Genomic DNA, 21,671 nt, shown 5'->3' with positions numbered 1-21,671 from the left:
GTAAATATTCTGCTGTTAGAGCCCCGACTTCTTTAAGAAGTCGGGGCTCTGGTTTTGAGACAGGAGACGGCAATGCCCAAAGCGTGTCAACTTAAGCCTGAAAGCCTTGAAAAATCTCGTTTATATCCTAGTCCAGATCCCCCTAAATCCCCACCCCCCCCTAGGGCGTGTTTTCAAACTACTGCTTAAGATTTAGATCCCCCTAAATCCCCCTTAAAAAGGGGGACTTAAAGACTCTTTCCCCCCCCTTTTTAAGGGGGGCTGGGGGGGATCTTTGGGTTTGAAAACACGCCCTAGCCCCCCCACCCCCCCCTGCCCCCCCCAAGGGGGGATGGGGGAAGGGGGACTTTGAGAAGACTCCTGTCCCCCCCCTTCGATCGGGGGGCTAGGGCAGGGCTGTTTCATTCTCAGACAAATCATCATTTTGTAGGGGTAGTGCCCCCGTGCCTACCCCTCCACCAACCATCGAATTGGCGTTTCAGGCATCGGGGCAACCACAGGGGGTTTGCCCCTACAAAGAATGAAACAGCCCTGGGGAGTGTCAAATCCCTTACAGAAACAGAATCCATAGTTAACAGTTAACAGTTAACAGTTAACAGTTAACAGTCAACAATTATTCCGGTGCAACCGGAATTGATATTACTATCTGAGAAAACTCAGTAATTCTCGATTCACAGTTTGTGGCACTTCTTGCTGAATCCAGTGGCCACAATTCGGGACTAATTTTAGCTTAAATGGAGCAGTAATTAATCTATCTAAACCTTCCACAAGTTTCTGGCTCAAAAACGCATCCTCTTCTCCCCAAAGCACCAAAGTAGGAACATTCACAGTTTCCCATTTCTGCCCTAAATTCCAAAGCCGTTGCGGGTGAAATATTTGTCGGTAATAATTCACCGCAGCCCCCAATACTCCCGGCTTTTCCAAAGCTGTCTGATAAATCTTAGTTTCTTCAGCGCTAAAAGAGCCTTTACGAATAGCTTGTCCTTGAAACACATTTTGCACAAAATCTTTCAAGTTTTGCTGAATCAACCATTCGGGAATACCAGGAACCTGAAAAGCAAAAACATACCAACTGCGACGGAGTTGATCTAAGTTACTCGCCATTTCTTGCACGAAGCGTTGCGGGTGAGGAGCGTTTAAAATTGCCAAACGGTTGAGCTTTTCGGGGAATTTTTGAGCTAAATGCCACGCGATAACCCCTCCCCAATCATGACCGACAATGTGAGCTTTTGTATAGCCGAGGCGATCGATCAAACCACGAATATCTGCACTCAGCGTATCCAAATCATAGCCACTTGCGGGCTTGTCCGAATCGTTGTAGCCGCGCAAATCCGGGACTACAACCTTGAAATGACGTGCCAAGGCAGGAATTTGGTGACGCCAAGAATACCAAAACTCTGGAAACCCGTGTAAGAGCAAAACAAGTTCGCCTTCACCTTGGGAAACGCAGTGCAAGCGGATTTTGTTGGTTTCGACAAAGATATGCTGTTGTTCGGAATCTAAAAATTTCATATTGTGGAAGTTATACTTACCTTTTGGTTATACAAGCACCCCAAACGGGCTGCCTACTCCAGCAACCTACTGGTTTTAATTTTTCTTCTTTCATTGTAGCCGATCGCACTTAATATGTAAAAATTTCCTGCTATAATTGATTTTTTTAACAGCGGCTGAGGCGATTTAATAACAGCACAATTTCGTCGATCGCCGATCGCACTTGGGCAGCAGACTGATCCGATTGATTCACCATAATGCTAAACACCAACGGCTCGTAATTCGGAACTTCCACATATCCCGACAGCGCTGCAACCCCGCTCAAAGTTCCAGTTTTTGCTTGCAAAATGACTCGATTTGGTGTATTGAAACGATTTTTTAAAGTTCCGCTCTCCCCAGCCACAGGTAAAGACGCGCGGTAAACAGAGCCCGAAGGTGAATTAGCCATTAATCTCAAAGTTTGCACCAAGGCTTCTGGACTAATTAAATTGTGGCGAGACAATCCAGAACCATCAACTAATACATAGCTCTGGGGATTTACCCCTAATTGAGTTAAAGTTGTTTTTAACTCTTTCAAACCAACTTCCATTGTATCCTCTTGGGACCCAGGCATCTTACCTGTAACTTTCCCCAACAATCTCAATAAAACCTCTGCATAAACATTGTTACTTTCCCGATTAGTTTCTTTCACCAATTCTGCCATTGGTGGCGATTCAATAGTTGCTAACTTTTGATTTAAATTGCGAGAATTAGATGCCACTAAAGCCTGTTTAACCGCAATTCCTTCCGCCTCCACAGCTTGCTGAAACTGTTGCAAAAAATGATGAGCAGGATTCACAACTGCCACGTAAGCTGACTCAGACTCTGCACCAACTCTCAACTGTCCGCGAACTTGCACCATAGGTTGCCGGAAATCTCTGCCAACCTCAATAAATTCTGATTCATTTTGTCCGACTGTCACAGACTTATTCTCAATTTGCCACTGATTTGTCAGCTTTGGTTGGGCAAAAGTAACTTTCAGTGGTTGCCCGATCGCCAGGGGTGATAAAATTAGCTCGATCGCATTTTGATTGAACATTAAACTATTAATCGGTGCTCCGTAGCCAGCTTGGGCATCTTCCCATTCCCAATTCGGATGGACTGCATTACCTTGAAAATAGCTGTCATCGCCAATCAATGCGTTAACTTGACTAATTCCCCGTCGCTTCAACTGCTGAGCCAAATCTTGCAACTGAGCCTCAGCAATACTCGGATCGCCCCTACCTGTAATATATAAATTACCATTTTCGCCACTATAAACCGAGGTCTCGATCCGAAAATTAGCACCCAGTTTTTGTAAAGCAGCGGCGGTGGTTAATAGCTTGACATTTGATGCTGGAATAAAGTATTTTTGAGCATCACGACTGTAGAGAGTCGTAGTAGAAGATAGGGGTTGAATCAAAATGCCCCAGCGCGATCGACTAAATTCAGCACGATTGGCGATCGCATCTATTTTTGCACCTAAATCTACCGCACAAATATTCCCAGAAACTGCTGGAATTTGCGCCACAACCGCCGATGAAGTAGCCAGCAGCGTTAATAAACCAATCACAATTCCTGGGATGCTCATGAATAATAAAGATGAATTCTCGGATTGAAAAGCGCTTTGACAGGTTTTCCCTCCTGGAGGTGCTCTTCCACAATCCGGGGCACATCGCTGACTTTAACTCGAAAATACCAAATTTCGTCTGGCGTTACTCGCACCGTCGGGCCAGTGTTACACTGTCCCTGACAACCGCTAGCCTCCACCTTAACTCCTGAAACCGGGTGGGCTTCAAAAGCAGCTAGCACGGAGGCTGAACCATTTCTCAGACAAGATTGATGCTGACAAACTAATACACAGCGCTCTTCGGGTGGGGATTCTGGTTTTTTAGCGTCGGATTCTGGCATTGATCGGAAGCGGTTTTTAATATATCTTAACAATTTTGAAAGCGATCGACCAATTTTAGATTTTAGATTGAAGATTAGCTATATGATCGATCGAGAGAAACAATTAAACGAAAGGTCTATCATGCCCAAAACAGTAGCCGATTTAATGACTCGCGAACCCCTGACAGCGCGAGTAGAAATGTCCGTGAAGGAAGCGATTAAGATTTTAGCCGATCGCCGAATTAGCGGCCTTCCTGTTGTAGATCACAATGATTTGTTGATCGGTGTCATCTCCGAAAGTGATTTGATGTGGCAAGAAACAGGCGCGACTCCTCCCACTTACATCATGGTACTCGACAGCGTGATTTACCTAGAAAATCCATCTCGTTACGAACAAGAACTTCATAAGGCTTTGGGACAAACCGTCGGAGAAGTGATGAGCCGAGATCCAGTTAGTATCACACCGGAAAAATCCATTCAAGAAGCTGCAAAACTTCTGCATGAGCGTCATATTCACCGATTGCCCGTGCTTGATACTGCTGGCAAAGTAATTGGTATTCTCACTAGGGGAGATATTGTCCGAGCAATGGTAGCTGAACTTTAATTGGCTCCTATATTGATAGGCATTGACCAAAAAAATATTTTATCAAATCTTTAGTTTGTGATTTTGTGTCAATTCCCAATTCCCAATTCCCAATTCCCAATTCCCAATTCCCAATTCCCAATTCCCAATTACCAATTACCAATTACCAAATTTAAAAACCCATGAGCCTTAACCCTGAGTCTGTCGAACAATTGCTGAATTCCGAGGATTTTGGCGATCGCCTGCGAGGTGTCAATCAACTGCGTCAACTAGAACCAGCCATCGCCTATAAACTGATTCAAACTGCGATCGGCGACAAAAACGTCCGCGTTCGTTACGCAGCCGTCAGCCAAATGTCAACCCTCGGTACAGAGAATCTCTCCAACGCCTTAGAGGTACTGCTTCACAGCTTGAACAACGACCCCGAACCCGACGTCCAAGCAGCAGCAGCCGATGCTTTGGGTGCTTTGAAATTAACCGATGCTCTAGCAGATTTACAGCAAGTTTACGACAAGACATCCGAGTGGCTAGTTCAACTCAGCATCGTCGCAGCCTTGGGAGAAATGGGAGATCCCAAAGCATTTCCCATGTTAGAAAATGCCTTAGCTTCCGACAATGAATTGATCCAAACCATTGCGATCAGTGCATTAGGAGAATTGAGAGATCCGCGAGCCATTCCCCTACTCCTCCCCTACGCTACCAACGCAGATTGGCAAATCCGTTACCGAGTCGCCCAAGCTCTCCGACGGTTAGGCGGTGCAGAAGCAGAAGCAGCTCTAGAAATTCTCACCAAAGATGAAGTTGAGCAAGTTGCATTGGAAGCAAAAGGAGCATAGGGCCTAGGGTCTAGGGCATTGTAAGTCGAAAATTTGTATTTCAAGTTTTTTTTTGCTTCTGGCTTCTTGCATTTTTAAGAACAGGCTTTTGGGCCTGTTCCACCACAAAATTAGGTCATATTAAGTAAATATACTGAATTTAAATACCAAAATTATTAAGCTTTTATATTGAATCTTCTCCAACCATTATCCTATTTATACATCGACTCAGTAGATTAACTTAGATGAATTGAAGATCGGGAATTAGATGCTTAAATCTCTCAAATTCCCGGTTGATTAACATCAAAATTTTTAGGCAAAATATACGGAAAGCAAGTACAGCATTTGTAGATATGAGATAAGCCAATCTCAATTTTTATAACTCACCATGTTTGAACAAATCAATAATTCCGCCACTCAACCTTTAGACATCTTAAACGAAGGGGGTTTGGCCCCTGAACGTTTTGCAAGTGCAACCAATCAATCTTTTGTTGATAAAGTTCTAGAACTTACCAACATAGAACGCACTAAATTTGGTTTGTCACCTCTGACTTTCAATGCTCAGTTGCTGAATGCGGCGGCAAATCACACCCAAAATATGGCCCTGCAAGACTTCTTTTCTCATACCGGAAAAGATGGTTCTTCGATCGGCAGTCGGATTACTGCAACGGGCTATAAATTCTCAGCGGCGGCGGAAAACATTGCTGCGGGTTCTTCTACACCGGAACAAGTTGTAACTTCCTGGATGAACAGTGCTGGCCACCGTGCTAATATTCTCGATCCTAAGCTCAAAGAAATTGGCATTGGTTACTATTTTTTAGCCAATGATACTGGTACTGAAAATTGGAATCACTATTGGACGCAAGTGTTTGCTACTTCTCTTGACGGCACCACTACACCCATATCTACTCCCACTCCCACTCCTACTCCTACTCCCACTCCTACTCCTACTCCTCTTCCCACTCCCACTCCCACTCCTACCCCAAATCTATCTGCATCTATCACCACACCGATCGCCAATGCTACAGGCGATGGCAGCCCGACGACAGCCCCCAAAAATACAGTCAGCGGTGGCAATTATTTCTTATCTGACAGTGGGGATGCTCAGTTGCCGACAAGTCCTGGGGGATTGCCAATTTTTGCCCTTTCTGGGAAAGACAATCTCACCGGAGGAGAAGGTGCAGATACTATTAATGGAATGCAAGGTGCGGATACTATTAATGGTGGTGGGGGTAATGACAGTTTATCCGGTGGCAAAGAATCAGATTTAATTGATGGGGGTGTTGGTAATGATTTTATCAGCGGTAACAATGATAACGATCGCCTGATTGGAGGAGACGGTAACGACACTCTCCGTGGTGGCAAAGAAGATGATATCTTGATTGGCGGTAATGGCGATGATTTGTTAGGGGGCGATCGGGGTCAAGATATCCTGACTGGCGGTACTGGCAATGATACCTTTATTCTAGCCGGTGGTTTGTCTGCGGTCACGACCTTAGCAAATGCAGATGTAATCGTCGATTTTGTGGCTGGGGATAAAATTGGTTTGACTGACGGTATTGTGTTTACCAACTTGACTTTTGAAGCTGTGAGTTTGCAGTTGGATGGAAGTCCAAGCATTGCTTCTACGGCGATTAAATCTGGTAGCAATTATTTGGGAATTGTCCAGGGTGTAAGTCAAAGTCAGCTTACATCGAGTGTTTTTATTAATGGATAATAGAGCATATCCCTGGTTTATGAAATGCTGTAGGGACACTCAAGCGTGTTCATTGATGTCAACTTAAGGTCAAACCCGCAGTCCGGCAGGGGTTGAAACCCCTGCCTCAAAGCTCAAGTCCTCTCAAGAGGACTCATGAGTTCTTCAGTCCTCTTTAGAGGACTTGTGCTATTAGACAGGGAATTCATTCCCTGGCGGACTATGGGAACCGTGGCAGACTTGGCGGGCTGACAGCTTAAAGTTGACACCTATGACACGGCCATGCCCAAGGAGTGTCAACAATCAGGTAAAACCGATAGTCCGACAGAAGTCTCAACCCCTGTCTAATAGCTAAAGTCCTCTAAAAGAGGACTAATGAGTTGAACATTCTTCTCTTCAGTCAAGAGAGAGAGGACTTTAGCTTTGAGACAGGGGTTGAGACTTCTGGCGCCAGGGCGGGCCCACAGACGGACTTGGCGGGCTTTCAGGCTTAAGTTGACACTCCTTGGGCTCTTGGAGTGTCCCTACGACGGGGATTGATCCGATTATTTAGATAGGTTGAGTGGTTTTATGCTTACGCACAGCGCGATCGCCCTTTTTGACTATGACATCGCCGAGCAACTCTACTCCGGCTCCCGCACCCTAGTGTACCGGGCTGTGCGAAAAGCAGACCAACAACCCGTTGTCATCAAACTGCTGAGTAATGAGCATCCGAGTTTCAGCGAACTGGTGGGGTTTCGCAATCAGTACACGATCGCCAAAAACCTCAACTGCCCCGGCATCATTCAATCTTACGGTCTCGAACCCTACCGTAACGGCTACGCTATTGTCATGGAAGACTTTGGTGGCATTTCGCTGGGCCAGTTCGCGCTGGGCAAACCCCTGTGCCTCGATGTATTCTACCCGATCGCCCTGCAAATCGCCGACATCCTGCACCACCTCTACCGCAACCGCATCATCCACAAAGACATCAAACTTGCCAACATCCTGATTAACCCAGACACCCAGCAAGTCAAGCTGATAGACTTCTCCATTGCCTCACTGCTGCCGCGCGAAACCCCAGAAATTCAAAATCCGAACATTCTCGAAGGTACTCTCGCTTACCTCTCCCCCGAACAGACTGGGCGGATGAACCGAGGCATCGACTACCGCAGCGATTTCTACTCCCTCGGTGTCAGCTTCTACCAACTGCTGACAGGGAAACTGCCGTTTCAGTCCCGCGATCCGATGGAATTGGTGCATTGTCACCTGGCAAAACAACCGCCATCCATCCACAGCCTCAATCCTGCGATTCCACCGATGCTGTCTGAAATCGTCGCCAAGTTGATGGCAAAAAATGCTGAAAACCGCTATCAGAGCGCATTAGGACTCAAGCACGACCTGGAACTGTGTCTGATCGATGATCAAGAGAAGGGAAATCATGTCCGGTTTACGCTAGGAGAGCGCGACATCTGCGATCGCTTTTTGATTCCCGAACGTCTCTACGGCAGAGAAGCCGCAGTAATCGAGCTCCTGAGTGCCTTTAACCGTGTCAGTGAGGGCAAAACAGAACTGCTGCTGGTAGCGGGCTTTTCTGGTATCGGCAAGACAGCAGTTGTGAATGAAGTACATAAGCCGATCGTCCGTCAAAGAGGCTACTTTATTAAAGGCAAATTCGATCAATTTAATCGCAATGTTCCCTTGTCAGCATTTGTGCAAGCCGGGGGGGATTTGATGGGGCAATTACTCTCGGAATCTGATACAGAACTGGCGCAATGGCAAGCTCAAATTTCATCTGCTGTGGGCGACAATGGACAAGTTTTAATTGAGGTAATTCCCGAACTAGAGCAGGTGATTGGTCAACAACCGACTGTACCAGAATTATCGGGGAGTGCGGCACAGAATCGGTTTAATTTATTGTTTCAAAAATTCATTGAAGTATTTACCACAAAAAAGCATCCCTTGGTAATGTTTTTGGATGATTTGCAATGGGCTGATTCAGCTTCTTTAGAGTTGATCAAAATATTGATGAATGGTAATAGCTATTTGCTGATGCTTGGTGCTTATCGAGATAACGAAGTGTCGTCTGCTCACCCATTTATTTTGACAGTAGCAGAACTCAGAAAAAACAAAGCAATCGTAAATACAATTACCCTTGCACCATTAGCCTTTACTGATACAAATCATCTGGTGGCAGATACATTGAATTGTTCACCAGAATTGGCGCAACCTTTGACAGAGTTAATCGATCGCAAAACCCACGGCAATCCCTTTTTTACCACCCAGTTTCTCAAAGCATTGTATGAAGAGAAATATATTACCTTTAATGGCGATCATCGCTATTGGGAATGCGATATTGCTCAAGTGAATGCGCTGGCGATCACTGATGATGTTGTTGAGTTTATGGCATTGCAATTGCAGAAGTTGCCGATCGCAACTCAGGACGTACTAAAACTAGCAGCTTGTATTGGCAATCAGTTTGATTTGACAACCTTGGCGATCGTTTTAGAACAATCACCCACTGACGCAGCCACAGCATTGTGGAAAGCCTTGCAAGAAGGCTTGATTTTGCCCGCGAGTCAGGTGTACAAGTTCTTTCAGGGTACAGAAAAATCGACTATTGAGAATCCTGTTAATCCAAAATATCGATTTTTGCACGATCGCATCCAACAAGCAGCCTATTCATTAATTCCAGACGACCAAAAACAAGCAACACATCTCAAAATTGGGCGGCTATTACGAGATTCCTCTACCAGTGACAGAGAAGAACGGTTATTTGAAATTGTCAATCATTTGAATGTTGGTATTGCTCTGATTGCATCACTTCAAGAGCGGGAAAATTTGGCAGAATTAAATCTCACTGCTGGAAAAAAAGCTAAAACTGCTACAGCCTATGCAGGGGCAAGCGAATATCTCGGAATGGGAATTAAGCTTTTACCAGCAGATGCTTGGGAAAGCCATTATCCCCTGACGCTAGCACTCCATGAAGACATTGCCGAGGCGAGCTATCTCAACACCGATTTTGAGCAGATGGAACAGTGGGCGAGTGTAGTGCTGCAACAGACAAAAACGTTGCTAGATAACATCAAGGTTCAGCAAACTCGGATTTTAGGAATCCAAGCCCAAGGGCAATCTCTGGAAGCAATTCAGATTGGATTGCAGGTGTTACACTCCCTGGGGATTGAATTTCCAGAACAACCCACCCAAGAAGATATTAGGCAGGCTTTTGGAATAACGCGATCGCTGTGGGCAGATAAACCCTTTAGTAGTTTGCTAGACTTACGCACCATGACAGATCCCCAGCTTTTGGCGGCGATGGAAATCCTGACAGCTTTGGTGCCTCCTGCCTTGCAATCAGCTCCTAACTTAATGCCATTGCTGATGTTCAAGCGAGTTGAATTGTCCATCCAATCGGGCAATTGTCCCATCTCTGTATTTGCTTACGGTGAATATGGCTTAATCCTGTGTGGCATCATGGGCGATATCGAAAATGGTTACAAGTTTGGAGAATTGGCATTAAACCTTCGAGAAAATCTCCATCTAGCCTCATTAAAATGCCGCAACTGGCACGTAGTTCACACCTTCGTTAAACATTGGAAAATCCCCCTCTCGGAAGTGCTACCGGGACTACAAGAGGCATACCGCAGCGGACTAGAAACTGGAGATATTGAGACGGCTTGCTACGCTGCTATGGCTTCCTGTTATTACGCTTACCATGCGGGGCAGGAATTAGGAGAACTTACCCGAACAATGCAAGCTTATCGTCAAATTATTCAGCAATACAAACAAGCAAGTGCCCTAGATTTTCAAGAAATTTATCAACAAACTACCCTGAATTTATTAGGACAGGCTGAGGTTCCTTATCTCCTCACTGGAGAAATTTTTAACCAGAAACAATCTCTGCCTCAACTACAAGCAAACAATCAACGCCTTGCGTTGTTCATGTGGTATATAAACCAAACTATTCTCTATTATCTCTTTGGACAAGATCGGGAAGCGGCTCAAACCTCTGTTCAAACTGCACAATACCTAGATGGTGGTGTAGGGCTGTTTATGATTCCCCTCTACTCCTTTTATGATGCACTGATTCAATTAACTCAGTATGCAGCAGCATCTTCAGAAGAACGTCAGGCAATCCTGCTCCAAGTTCAACAGCATCAGGAAAAATTGCAGCATTGGGCAGCTTTGGCTCCGAGCAATCATCAACATCGTTGGGAACTGATAGCCGCTGAGCAATATCGGGTACTGGGAGACAAAACCGATGCCATTGAACACTACGATCGCGCCATTACCAGCGCCAAAGCTAACCAATTCATTCAAGATGAAGCCCTTGCTAATGAACTAGCTGCCAAGTTCTATCTCAATTGGGGTAAAGAAAAAGTTGCCGCTGGCTATATGCAAGAGGCTTATTATTGCTATACGAAATGGGGGGCAAAAGCTAAAGTTGTCAATTTAGAAACCCTTTATCCCCAACTGCTCCAGCCGATATTACAACAACCCAAATCTAATTTTAATGCCTTAGAAACCCTCACAAGTTTTACGAACTCAACCACTAAAATTTCTAGCACCAGCATTTTTGATTCATTAGATTTTGCCTCCGTAATCCAAGTCGCCCAATCTCTCTCCAGTGCGATCGAACTAGATGAACTGCTCCAGCAACTAACCCAAATTATTCTCCAAAGCTCTGGAGGAAATAAGTGTATATTGGTTCTGCCCCAAAATGAAACTTGGCAGGTGAGGGCTATTTCTACCCTCGAAACCACAGAACTTTGTTCAATACCCTTAGACGATAATCCTGATGTGCCAATCAAATTAATTCAGTATGTGAAACGCACTCAATCTGTGGTGGTCATCGACAACTTACAAACAGATTTACCCGTTATTGATGATTATCTGATTCAACGTAATCCTAAGAGTGTGCTGTGTTTGCCAATTCTCAATCAAGGACATTTGGCGGGCATTCTTTACCTAAGAAATGAAATGACTGCGGGGGTATTTACGAGCGATCGCCTGACAGTAATTAATTTCCTCTGTATCCAAGCTGCTATTTCCTTAGAAAATGCCCAACTTTACCAAAATCTGCAACGCTCAGAAGCCAATGAGCATGAAAAAGCAACAGAATTAGCGCAAATGCTGACAATACTTCAGTTGCGAAACAAAAAATTGGCTTTTCGGGCAGATGTGGATGCCGGATTAACAACTCATGAAAATCTCTCTGATATGCTGCAATCCACTACAGAAGCAATTGTGCAACATCTAGATGCTGCCTTTTCCCGCATCTGGACTTTGAATTCTGCTGAAAATGTTTTAGAACTCCAAGCTAGTGCTGGACAATACATTCATTTAGATGGTCCCCATGCTCGTGTTCCCGTGGGAAAATTTAAGATCGGGCTGATTGCTGAAGAATGTTGCCCCCATTTAACTAATGATGTATTAAATGATCCACGAGTTGGCGATAAAGAATGGGCAAAACGGGAAGGGATGATTGCCTTTGCTGGTTATCCGCTGATTGTTGAAAATCAAATTATGGGCGTAATGGCAATGTTTGCGCGTCATACTCTAGATGATGAAATCTTAGAGGTATTAAGTTCAGTTGCTGATGAAATTGCTTCAGCAATTAAACGTAAGTATATCCAAAAAGCCTTGCAAGAGTCAGAGATAGAGCTACGGCAAAAATCACAACAGATTGAACAGGCATTTCAACAACTCCAGCAAACCCAACTACAAATGGTGCAAAGTGAAAAAATGTCTGCCTTGGGTAACTTGGTGGCGGGGGTTGCCCATGAGATTAATAACCCTGTTGGTTTCCTTGGGGGCAATATTAAACCCGCCCTAGATTACATTAATGATTTGTTTGGATTAATCGATTTGGTTCAAAAAAAATACCCACAATTAGACCCAGAAATTCAGGAGGAAATGGAAACCATTGATCTTGAATATATTCGAGAAGATTTTCCTAATTTAATTGCTTCCATGAAGGAAGGAGTAGCTCGAATTCGAGATATCAGTACAAGTTTGCGAACTTTCTCCCGTGCGGATACTGATCGCCCCGTAGCTTGCAATATTCACGATGGGATTAATAGTACAATTATGATCCTCAAACATCGTCTCAAAGCTAATGAGAATCGCCCAGAAATTGAAGTTATTAAAGACTATGGTAATTTAGCCAAAATAGAATGTTATGCCGGACAGTTAAACCAAGTGTTTATGAATATTTTAGGGAATGCGATCGATGCTTTGGATGAATCTAATCATGGACGTAGTTTTGCGGAAATTCAAGCCAAGCCTAACTGTATTACCATTACAACCTCAGTGGAAAATAATAGGGTTAAAATTGCGATCGCAGATAACGGTAAGGGTATGAATGAAGAAGTCAAAGCAAAGGTTTTTGACCATTTATTTACTACGAAAGAAGTCGGAAAAGGTACGGGGTTGGGTTTGGCGATCGCTTATCAGATTGTCACCGAGAAACATGGCGGCACGATTTCAGTTAATTCAGCACCGGGCAAGGGTACCGAATTTGCGATCGCGCTCCCGATATTTATAGAGGACACGGCTTGGCCCATTGGTGTCAACTTAAGGTAAAACCCATAGTCCGGCAAGGGTTGAAACCCCTGCCTCAAAGCGCAAGTCCTCTCAAAGAGGACTCAAGAACTCATCATCATCAGTCCTCTTTGAGAGGACTTTAGCTATTAGACAGGGGTTTCAACCCCTGTCGGACTGTGGAATGAACCTTAATCGGCTACTAATAATTCCGATGCTACCGGATTTGATATGACTAATGACTACTAACAACTGACTAATGACTAATTGACGCTACAGCCGATCGCAAATTCCCTTGAAATTCACCCAAAATGCGATCGCACTCTTCCTTTTCCAAATTAGTCCAGTGCATCATCAAAGCCAACTTCACAGACTTACCACTTTTGTCGAGCAAAAAACTGGCTTCATCCCGCTTCAAATCAGTCAAATCCTGTAGCATCCGCACAGCCCGATCGCGTAACTTCTGATTCGTCACCGCCACATCAACCATGCGATTGCCATAAATCTTACCCAGCTTGACCATTACCCCAGTTGAAATAATATTCAAAGCCATTTTTGTCACCGTACCCGCTTTTAAGCGCGTCGAACCAGCCACGACTTCCGGGCCAACCAACAAGCGAATATTCACATCAGCCTCAAAACTCACTTGTTCGACAGGTACACAGGCGATAAACACAGTCTTTGCACCCCGCTGGCGGGCCGCCTGCAAAGCACCAGCCACAAAGGGCGTTGTCCCCCCAGCAGTAATCCCGATCACGACATCTAGATTGGTAATCTGACGGTGGGCGATCGCCTCAGCCCCATCTTGAGCCCGATCCTCCAAATCCTCGGAACTCCGCACCAGAGCTCCGGCACCCCCAGCAATAATCCCCTGTACCAGCTCTGGTGGCGTGCAGAAGGTGGGCGGACACTCAGCCGCGTCCAGTACCCCCAAACGCCCAGAAGTACCCGCACCGACGTAAAACAGGCGGCCTCCTTGACGCAGACACTCAGCAGCCATGTCAATGGTTTGGGCTAAATGCTCGCGGGCTTGAGCAATCGCCTTTAAGGTTTGAGCGTCTTCCCGGTTGAACAAGTCCACCAATTCGATCGAACTTAGCCGATCTAAATTCTCACTGTTGGCATTCACCTGTTCCGTCAGCAGATGCCCCCGTTCTTCCAAATTCTTCATTTTTTGTCAAGTGTGAATATTACAAAAGTCCTTCGAGTCGGCGGCGAATAGAGTCTAGTTCGCTTTGGGAGACATCAGTATCAGGCTTTGGTTGGGGCTGAGAGCTCCACTCTGTCTGTGCTACATTGTTTTCGGGCGGAATTTCCAGCGCCCCTGCCGGCACCAGTTCCCAGTCATAATCGACACTATCGCAGAACTCCTTAATTTCTTCCTCGTCGATCGCCTCGACAGTAGGTTCGGGAAAATCCTGAGCTTCCAACATCACGCCAAAGCGGATGGCGTCGTCTTCTGACTCAAACATGAGAACCTTATTGCGATCGCCGAGTTGAATGGTATGAATTCCTTCATTCTCCGTGCGGGCATTGAAGAGTAAGACGAACACTCGCATAAGTTTACAAACTTTCCTAACCAGCGTTTTTTTATCTTAGGATCGATCGGTCGATTTTTGATTTTTGATTTTTGACTTACTCCCGCGAGAAAGTGGCACTGTAGAATGTTGAATATGGCCCAGAATGGGGCAGTGCTTTCACCATCCCTGTGGTTGGCGACTTACTTGCTGATGAGATGGATATCTTTTAGGCTGCTGAAAGCCAGCGCTGTATGCGATAGCATTAGCATCGGGGAGTGTCAATTCCTGAATTCTCCGAATCTCTCAGAGACAACTATGACTAACTCTCCCGATGACAAAAATCAACACGCACCCCCTCGCACTGTTCGCTGGTGGCGTCCTCTACTGCTTAGCAGTACGGGATTGGGGATTGTCGCCCTGGTGGGGGCGGCCGCTGCTGCTGCTTGGTGGATTCCCGAAAAGTTAGCTCCTGTGGTGGAAACTGAAGTTACTAAGCTAGTGAAACGCCCGGTGCACATTGGACGTTTGGAGAGATTTTCTCCCACAAGTTTGCGATTTGGTCGATCGAGCCTACCTGCAACTGCTACCGATCCCGATTATGCCTCTACAGAAGCAGTTGAAGTACAATTTTCACTCTGGCAACTGTTGTTGGACCGCACTCTCAAGTTAGATATTACCTTAGTCAACCCCAACGCTTATATCGAACAGGACGAACGAGGAGTTTGGGTTAATATTCCCACTATCGACAAGCCGAAATCTCCCAGTTTATTTAAAACCGAAATTGGTGCAATTAGAGTTGAAAATGTCGGTGCAGTCTTGGCTCCTGCTCCACCAAGGGGATTAAAAAAACCTCTGCCCATTTCTGTAATTCTTAAAACAGGTAGCGCTCAATTTTCGCAGCAAAACCAGCGAGTTATTTATGAATTAAATGGTAATTTTACCAATAGTGACAATTTTATTATTAAGGCTGATTCTTTGTTGACAACAGCTCAGACTAACATACAGATGCAAGGTCAAAAATTGCCTTTGTCTTACCTAGTCCAGTTGCTAAGAATTCCTGATGTGTATTTAGGTAGAGGTCTAGCCAATGGTAATTTAACTGTACAATTACGAGACAACAAAGTATTTGGCATTACCGGAACTTCGGATTTTCAAGGAGTTGATTTAGCCATGAAACCGCTGAGACAGCCCATTTTAAATAGTAGCGGTCAATTGCGGTTTAATGGGACTAATATTATAGTTGATAGTCTGACTGCTAATTACGGTTTGATACCTCTAAAAGTAGCAGGGACAGTGGCAACGGGAGCTAATTTCAATCTGGAGCAATCTAAGTTCGATCTGGTAGCAAATGTGCCACCAGTGACAGCGACAAACATTATCAGTACCCTAGAACAAGAATTAGGCCAAAAAGTAGTATTGCCCTTGGTGGCTGCGGGAGAAGTCAAGCTAGATGCTAAATTGAGTGGGACTGTTTCGCAGCCAGTTATGGTAGGTGCGATCGCATCCACCAAACCAGCTATAGTTGATCGCCTACAATTCAAAAATATTAGCACCAACTTTAAACTAGAACGAGGTAGAACAGCCCCAGCCCCAACTCCCAATTCTCTCTCTTCAGTTCCCCCACTTTCATCCTTAGCTTTGACTTTGAGCGATATTCTGGTGGAGCCTGCTGTTGGTGGTAAGATTGGCGGTAAAGGTCAAATTGATATCGCCTTGGCAAATAACAATTCACCATCGGGTTTGGTGTTTGATTTGCAAGCCGAAAACCTGCCCGCCGACGCGATCGCCCAAATTTACAGTCTCCCAATTCCTGCTACAGTTAAACTTGGGAGCGTCTCAGCTAAAAGTCAAATTTTTGGCCCTTTAAACAACATTCAAGCTAGGGTACAATGGCAAGCACCCCAGGGCAACTTTCCGGCTAGTGGCGAAGTTCGCGCCGGCGGAAATGCGGTGGATTTGCCAAATACTGTTATAAAAATTGGCGAGGCTACTGTGAATGTGAATGCAGCCATCGTCGGCCGTCAATGGCAAGCTTTAATTAAAGGCGATCGCATTAACCTCAATAGTTTACAGCAAGTTGTACCTGGACTTTCTTTACCACCTGAATTAGCAGGTTTGTTCAGCGGAACTGCCGAAGCTGCGGGGACTCTGGACGATTTGAGTTTAAAGGGGATAAATGCGATCGGCAAAGGACAGTTAAATATTGCTGACAGTATTGTGAATGTTAATGGTGAACTAGCATCGGGCCGCTGGCAAGCTTTTGGTAAGACTGAAAAAGTTGCTCTGAATCCCTTACTCGATATTGGCTTACCATTTCTAGCACTGGGAAATCCTAACACTTCAAACACCGAAAATCTCAACAATCTAAAATCCAAAATCCAAAATCTAAAATCGTTAGATGGGCAGTTAGCCGGGGAATTTAAAGCTGCTGGAAGTCTTGACAATTTGACCGCGAAGGGCATTAATATTGGAGGTAATGGCAAACTGAATATTGCCGACAGTAATATCAATCTCAAAGGAGAATTGGTAGACGGAAAATGGCAAGGAATCGCCGAAACCGATCGCACTTCTGTCAGTAGCTTAGTAGATTTGGGATTGCCACTGTTAGATATAGCTTTAGCGCTGAATCCCGAAAATCAGCAAACCGCCAATATCAACAATCTAAAATCCAAAATCCAAAATCTAAAATCGATTGACGGACAACTATCCAGTCAGTTTCAATTCCAGGGAAATCTTGACGATTTGACTGCGAATGACATTAATATAGGAGGCAGTGGAAAACTGAATCTTGGCGCAGGTAATGTGAATTTCCAAGGAGAATTGGTAGCCGGAAATTGGCAGGGCATCGCCGAAACCGATCGCACTTCGATCAGTAGTCTGGTAGATTTGGGATTACCATTTTTCGATATAGCTTCAACATTTATTACAGACAATCAGCAAATTGCCAATCTCAACAATCTCAAATCCAAAATCCAAAATCTAAAATCGTTAGACGGACAAATATCCAATCAAATTAAAGCCAGTGGAAGTCTTGACAAATCAACCATCGCCGATATCACCGTCAACAGCAGTGGCAAATTAAATATTGCTGACGGTACGGTTGATTTTAAGGGAAAATTAGATGGTGGAAGGTGGCAAGCTGTTGCTAATCTCGATCGCCCTATTCTCAGTCAGCTAGTAGATTTGGGAATATCCTTTTTCGATGTCGCTTCAGCTAAGACAGACAATCAGCCAACCTCCAACCTCAACAATCTAAAATCCAAAATCCAAAATCTAAAATCGATTGACGGCAGAATTAACGGCCAACTCCAAGCCGCCGGCAGTTTAGATAACTTGACAGCAAAGGGAATTAGTGCTAGGGGAGAAACGCGGATTTTGGCAAATGGACTTGGGGCGATAGACACTACAGCCCAATTAGAAAACGGCAACTGGCAAGCATTCCTCGAAACCAACGACATCGCCCTAGCCAATCTCCAGCAAACCCTCAAACAAACCGGTTTACTGACAGCAGATTTACCACCAGAAATTGATGGCAATCTCGACGGCAAAGTCCGCCTTTTGGGAACAGTAGATAACTTAACCGCCAACGGCATCACCGCCCAGGGCGAAGGACAAATTCGACTTGCCAACGGTGGAGGTACTGTCAATGCCAAAGCCCAAGCCGAATCGGGGAATTGGCGCGCCTCAATTAACGGTGGACAAATTGCTCTAAGTCGCTTCCAGAAAGCCTTGGAAGCCCAGCGCCAAAACTTGCAATCCCCAGGTTTAGTCTCCCAAGCCCAAAATCTGCCCCTACTCCGAGGACTATTTAACGGTAATCTAAATTTATCAGGTCCGATCGCGGCTTCCCCCCAAAATGTTCGCGCGGGTGGCAGTTTTCGCATCTCGGAATTGCCATTTCTCAAACAACCTCTTGAGGCTATATTTAATTGGGATGGCAAACGGGTGGAAATTGAGAACGCTACAACTCCCGGTTTGACAGCCAATGGCATTGTTAACGTCGAACTTGCAGGTAAAGGATTGCCTTCAATTTCTAATCTAGATTTGAATGTCAAACTCTCCAACTTTAACCTGGAAGCCTTACCGACAGAACAACTAGCAATTTTGAGACCCATGGGTCTCAAAAAGTCTTCAGAGAATAATTCAGCCCAGGCAATTTTGAGACCCATGGGTCTCAAAAAGTCTTCAGAGAATAATTCAGCCTTGGGCGGCAACGTCGATTTTGTCGGCCGCCTCACCGGTACTCTCAGCGCCCTCAGCTTAGTTGGCGATGTGGCGGTGCGAAATTTAGTCGTAAATCAGGTAGCTTTTGACCCCCTACTGGCGGGTACTGTGAATGCAAGTTCGGGCAAAAGTGTAGATTTGCGTCTAGCCGGCGCCAGCGACAAAATCGAAGTAGCCTTAAATCCATCTTTCCTACCGACATCTTTCTTAGTCAAACGCGGGGAATCGGTGGCTAGCGGCCAAACTGAGGGCGAAACTTTGCGAGTCAATTTAAGCGATTTCCCTCTCGCAGCTTTGAATCTTTCGCCCGGTAAAGATGCTGGTTTAGGGCCGATAACTGGTACGGTTTCGGGACAAGTGAATGTGCCCGGTTGGAAAATGCCGTTGAATCCGGCGACTTTGCAAGCAACCGGACAAATCGCGATCGCCCAACCAGCGATCGGCTATATTAAAGGTGACAGTTTCCAAGCCGAATTTAGTTACGCTAACGGTAGCGCCACTCTCAACAACGGCGTTTTCCGCCAAGGCAGCGGTCAATACTTAATTTCTGGCAATATTAAAGCAGGCGCTAACCCAGAATTTGCCGGGAAAGTTAACATCCAGCAGGGAAATCTGCAACAAGTTTTAGCCGCCGGGGAATATTTCAATTTAGGCGATTTAGCCAGAGGTTTAAAACCTCCCGTTTACGGTAGGGCCGCCGATGTCCAAACCGTAGCAGTGGGAGTCCCCGAAGCCCCTTTAATCGAACAGTTGCAGCGCTTGGTAGAAATTGAAGAAATTCTCAAACAGCAGCAAGCAGTCACAGCATCGGAACCCTTGCCTCCCTTGGATCAATTGCAAGGCACTTTTGGTGGAGAAATTGCCGTAGCCGGTTCTTTGCAAACCGGAATTCAAGCTAAATTTAATGTCAAAGGTGATAACTGGCGCTGGGGTAAATATGTCGCCCAACAATTCAGCATTGAGGGAGGTTTCCAGGACGGGATTCTAACTATCTTACCTCTGGAAATTCGATCGGGCAAAAGTGCGATCGGCTTTTCTGGACAACTAGGCCAAAAAGCTCAATCCGGGCAGTTGCGGGTGGAAAATTTACCAGTCGAAGAGTTAGCAAAACTGGTGGAATTGCCCTTTGTCGATGTCACGGGCAATTTGAATCTGCGGGCAAACTTGGCCGGCACTTTAGCCAATCCGCAACTAGCCGGAGAATTGAGTTTGCAAGACGGTACTCTCAACAGAGAACCAATTAAAAAAGCCGATGGCAGTTTCAGTTACAGCAACGCCCGTCTGAATTTTGGGGGCAGCGCTTTGGTGACTCAAACCGAACCGATTGAAGTTCAGGGAAGTTTACCCTTTGAGTTGCCTTTTGCCACTGTCAAACCTGATAGCAATCAAATCGATTTGCGGGCCAATTTGCAAAATGAAGGATTGGCCATTATTAATGTCTTGACTCCCCAACTTACTTGGGTTAGTGGCAAGGGACAGGTGCAAATTCGCGTGGGAGGAACCCTGGAACGCCCTGTAGCTCAAGGAATTGCAAATTTTGAAAATGCAACCGTCCGCGCCAAAGCCTTCCCAGAACCGCTCACAGGGCTGACTGGGGCGGTGCGCTTTGAGGGCGATCGCATTCGGGTAGAGGGAATTCGGGGACAGTGGTCGCAGGGAGAAATTGTCGCCCAAGGTGTGATTCCGCTGTCAGTACCTTTTGTTGAGGGTGATGTGGATGGGGCGAGTCCCCTAGCTGTAAATTTAGATAAGTTGGGTTTGGACCTTAAAGGATTGTACCGTGGCAAGGTAATTGGTCAAGTGCAGGCGATCGGCACGGCTTTGCGGCCGCAGTTGAGTGGCAAAATTGAACTGTATGAGGGCGAGGTATTTTTATCCAGTGCAGGTGGTGCGACAAAGTTAGTCTCTGCTGCTGCTGCTTCCCCTAAAACTCCTTCTGCTGCGGTTGAGGTTTCTCCTGCGGTTGTGACTCCAACTGCGACTTCCTCTTCTCCTTCCTTTGAAGTCCGTTTAAATGATTTGCGGTTAAACTTGGGGCGTGGAATTCAAGTTAAAAGCGCGCCCCTATTGAGTTTTGGGGCGACTGGGGGTTTGACTGTCAACGGTACTCTTGACGATCTGCGCCCAGAGGGTACAATTAGATTGACAAACGGTGCTGTGAATTTGTTTACAACCCAGTTTAGGCTCGATCGAGGATATCCCCAAACTGCTACTTTTATACCATCCCAAGGATTAGACCCCACCCTGGATGTGAGATTAGCAACTTCGGTACAGGAAGTAACCAGATTTCGGACTCCGGGAAATTCTGTCGCATCGGAAATAGCAGACGAACCGAATCTGTTTGGGAATGTGCGGAGTGTACGAGTTCAAGCCTTGGTAAGGGGAAAAGCTTCTCAGTTGGTGGATAGTTTGGAGTTGAGAAGTTCTCCGAATCGATCGCAAATAGAAATTGTCGCACTGTTAGGTGGCAGTTTTATCCAAACTTTAGGTAGGGGAGATAGTACCCTGGCGATCGCCAATTTAGCAGGTGCTGGCTTATTTGGCAACATTCAATCTGTAATTACAAATGCCACGGGATTAACGGAATTCCGGCTATTTCCCACTAGGATTGGTAGCGGAGAAGGGCGCACGGCTAGTGCGGGTTCCACAAATGGTAGTGCCGGTTCCCTCGGTGTCGGATTGGAAATTGGAGGCGATATTACCCGCAATCTTTCGGCTACTATCATCCGGGTGTTGTCTGCTAATCAACCAACAGAATTCAATTTGCGCTATCGTTTGAGTGACGAAGTTTTGCTACGCGGTTCTACGGATTTTCAAGGAGATAATCGAGCAACTGTGGAGTATGAATTAAGATTTTAAAATGATTTCACCGCAGAGAACACAGAGGATAAAGAGGGAGATAAGAGAGATGA

At 45.6% G+C, this 21,671-nt stretch carries 10 protein-coding genes; 5 read left to right on the top strand and 5 right to left on the bottom strand.

The window, feature by feature from the left end; genetic code table 11:
• Positions 1–642: 642 nt before the first annotated feature.
• The 3 genes from ACBR23_RS10160 to ACBR23_RS10150 all read right to left on the bottom strand — a co-directional run bounded on the left by ACBR23_RS10160 (position 643) and on the right by ACBR23_RS10150 (position 3,420).
• Positions 643–1,512 (bottom strand): alpha/beta fold hydrolase, encoded by an 870-nt coding sequence (locus ACBR23_RS10160; protein WP_371115535.1) that lies wholly within the window; start codon positions 1,510–1,512, stop codon positions 643–645.
• Positions 1,513–1,657: 145 nt separating this feature from the next.
• Positions 1,658–3,100, bottom strand: a complete 1,443-nt coding sequence (gene dacB / locus ACBR23_RS10155; RefSeq protein WP_371119432.1) for a D-alanyl-D-alanine carboxypeptidase/D-alanyl-D-alanine-endopeptidase — start codon at positions 3,098–3,100, stop codon at positions 1,658–1,660.
• Positions 3,097–3,420 (bottom strand): ferredoxin, encoded by a 324-nt coding sequence (locus tag ACBR23_RS10150; RefSeq protein WP_371115533.1) that lies wholly within the window; start codon positions 3,418–3,420, stop codon positions 3,097–3,099. Before ACBR23_RS10150 ends, dacB begins: the two co-directional genes overlap by 4 nt.
• 82 nt (positions 3,421–3,502) lie before the next feature.
• On the opposite strand from ACBR23_RS10150, the gene ACBR23_RS10145 reads away from it, so the two are divergent.
• The 4 genes from ACBR23_RS10145 to ACBR23_RS10130 all read left to right on the top strand — a co-directional run bounded on the left by ACBR23_RS10145 (position 3,503) and on the right by ACBR23_RS10130 (position 13,057).
• Entirely contained in the window at positions 3,503–4,003 is a 501-nt protein-coding gene (locus tag ACBR23_RS10145) for a CBS domain-containing protein (RefSeq protein WP_371125643.1), read from the top strand.
• 161 nt (positions 4,004–4,164) lie between these two features.
• Positions 4,165–4,818: a phycobilisome degradation protein NblB gene (nblB, locus tag ACBR23_RS10140; protein WP_371115531.1), complete on the top strand. Its 654-nt coding sequence runs from the start codon at positions 4,165–4,167 to the stop codon at positions 4,816–4,818.
• Between the two features lie 367 nt (positions 4,819–5,185).
• A complete protein-coding gene (locus ACBR23_RS10135; protein ID WP_371119431.1) occupies positions 5,186–6,514 on the top strand; it encodes a CAP domain-containing protein in 1,329 nt (442 codons plus the stop codon).
• A 549-nt stretch (positions 6,515–7,063) separates the two neighbouring features.
• The gene (locus ACBR23_RS10130) at positions 7,064–13,057 is read left to right on the top strand and encodes an AAA family ATPase (protein WP_371119430.1); all 5,994 of its coding nucleotides are present in this window, start codon (positions 7,064–7,066) and stop codon (positions 13,055–13,057) included.
• 214 nt (positions 13,058–13,271) lie between these two features.
• Here ACBR23_RS10130 and murQ read toward each other — a convergent pair whose 3' ends face one another.
• On the bottom strand, positions 13,272–14,186 hold the full coding sequence (gene murQ, locus ACBR23_RS10125) for an N-acetylmuramic acid 6-phosphate etherase (protein WP_371119429.1): 915 nt from the start codon (positions 14,184–14,186) through the stop codon (positions 13,272–13,274).
• A gap of 19 nt (positions 14,187–14,205) precedes the next feature.
• Positions 14,206–14,574 carry a DUF3110 domain-containing protein gene (locus ACBR23_RS10120; protein WP_371119428.1) on the bottom strand — a complete coding sequence of 123 codons (369 nt, stop codon included), beginning with the start codon at positions 14,572–14,574 and terminating at the stop codon, positions 14,206–14,208.
• A gap of 276 nt (positions 14,575–14,850) precedes the next feature.
• Between ACBR23_RS10120 and ACBR23_RS10115 the strand changes: the two genes are divergently transcribed.
• Positions 14,851–21,618, top strand: a complete 6,768-nt coding sequence (locus tag ACBR23_RS10115; RefSeq protein WP_371119437.1) for a translocation/assembly module TamB domain-containing protein — start codon at positions 14,851–14,853, stop codon at positions 21,616–21,618.
• Positions 21,619–21,671 lie beyond the last annotated feature (53 nt).

It is taken from the genome of Microcoleus sp. (assembly GCF_041354475.1).
Classification (GTDB): Bacteria; Cyanobacteriota; Cyanobacteriia; order Cyanobacteriales; family Microcoleaceae; genus Microcoleus.
The sequence above is the reverse complement of the archived record's forward strand: the minus strand, read 5'-3'. Positions and strand labels throughout refer to the sequence as shown.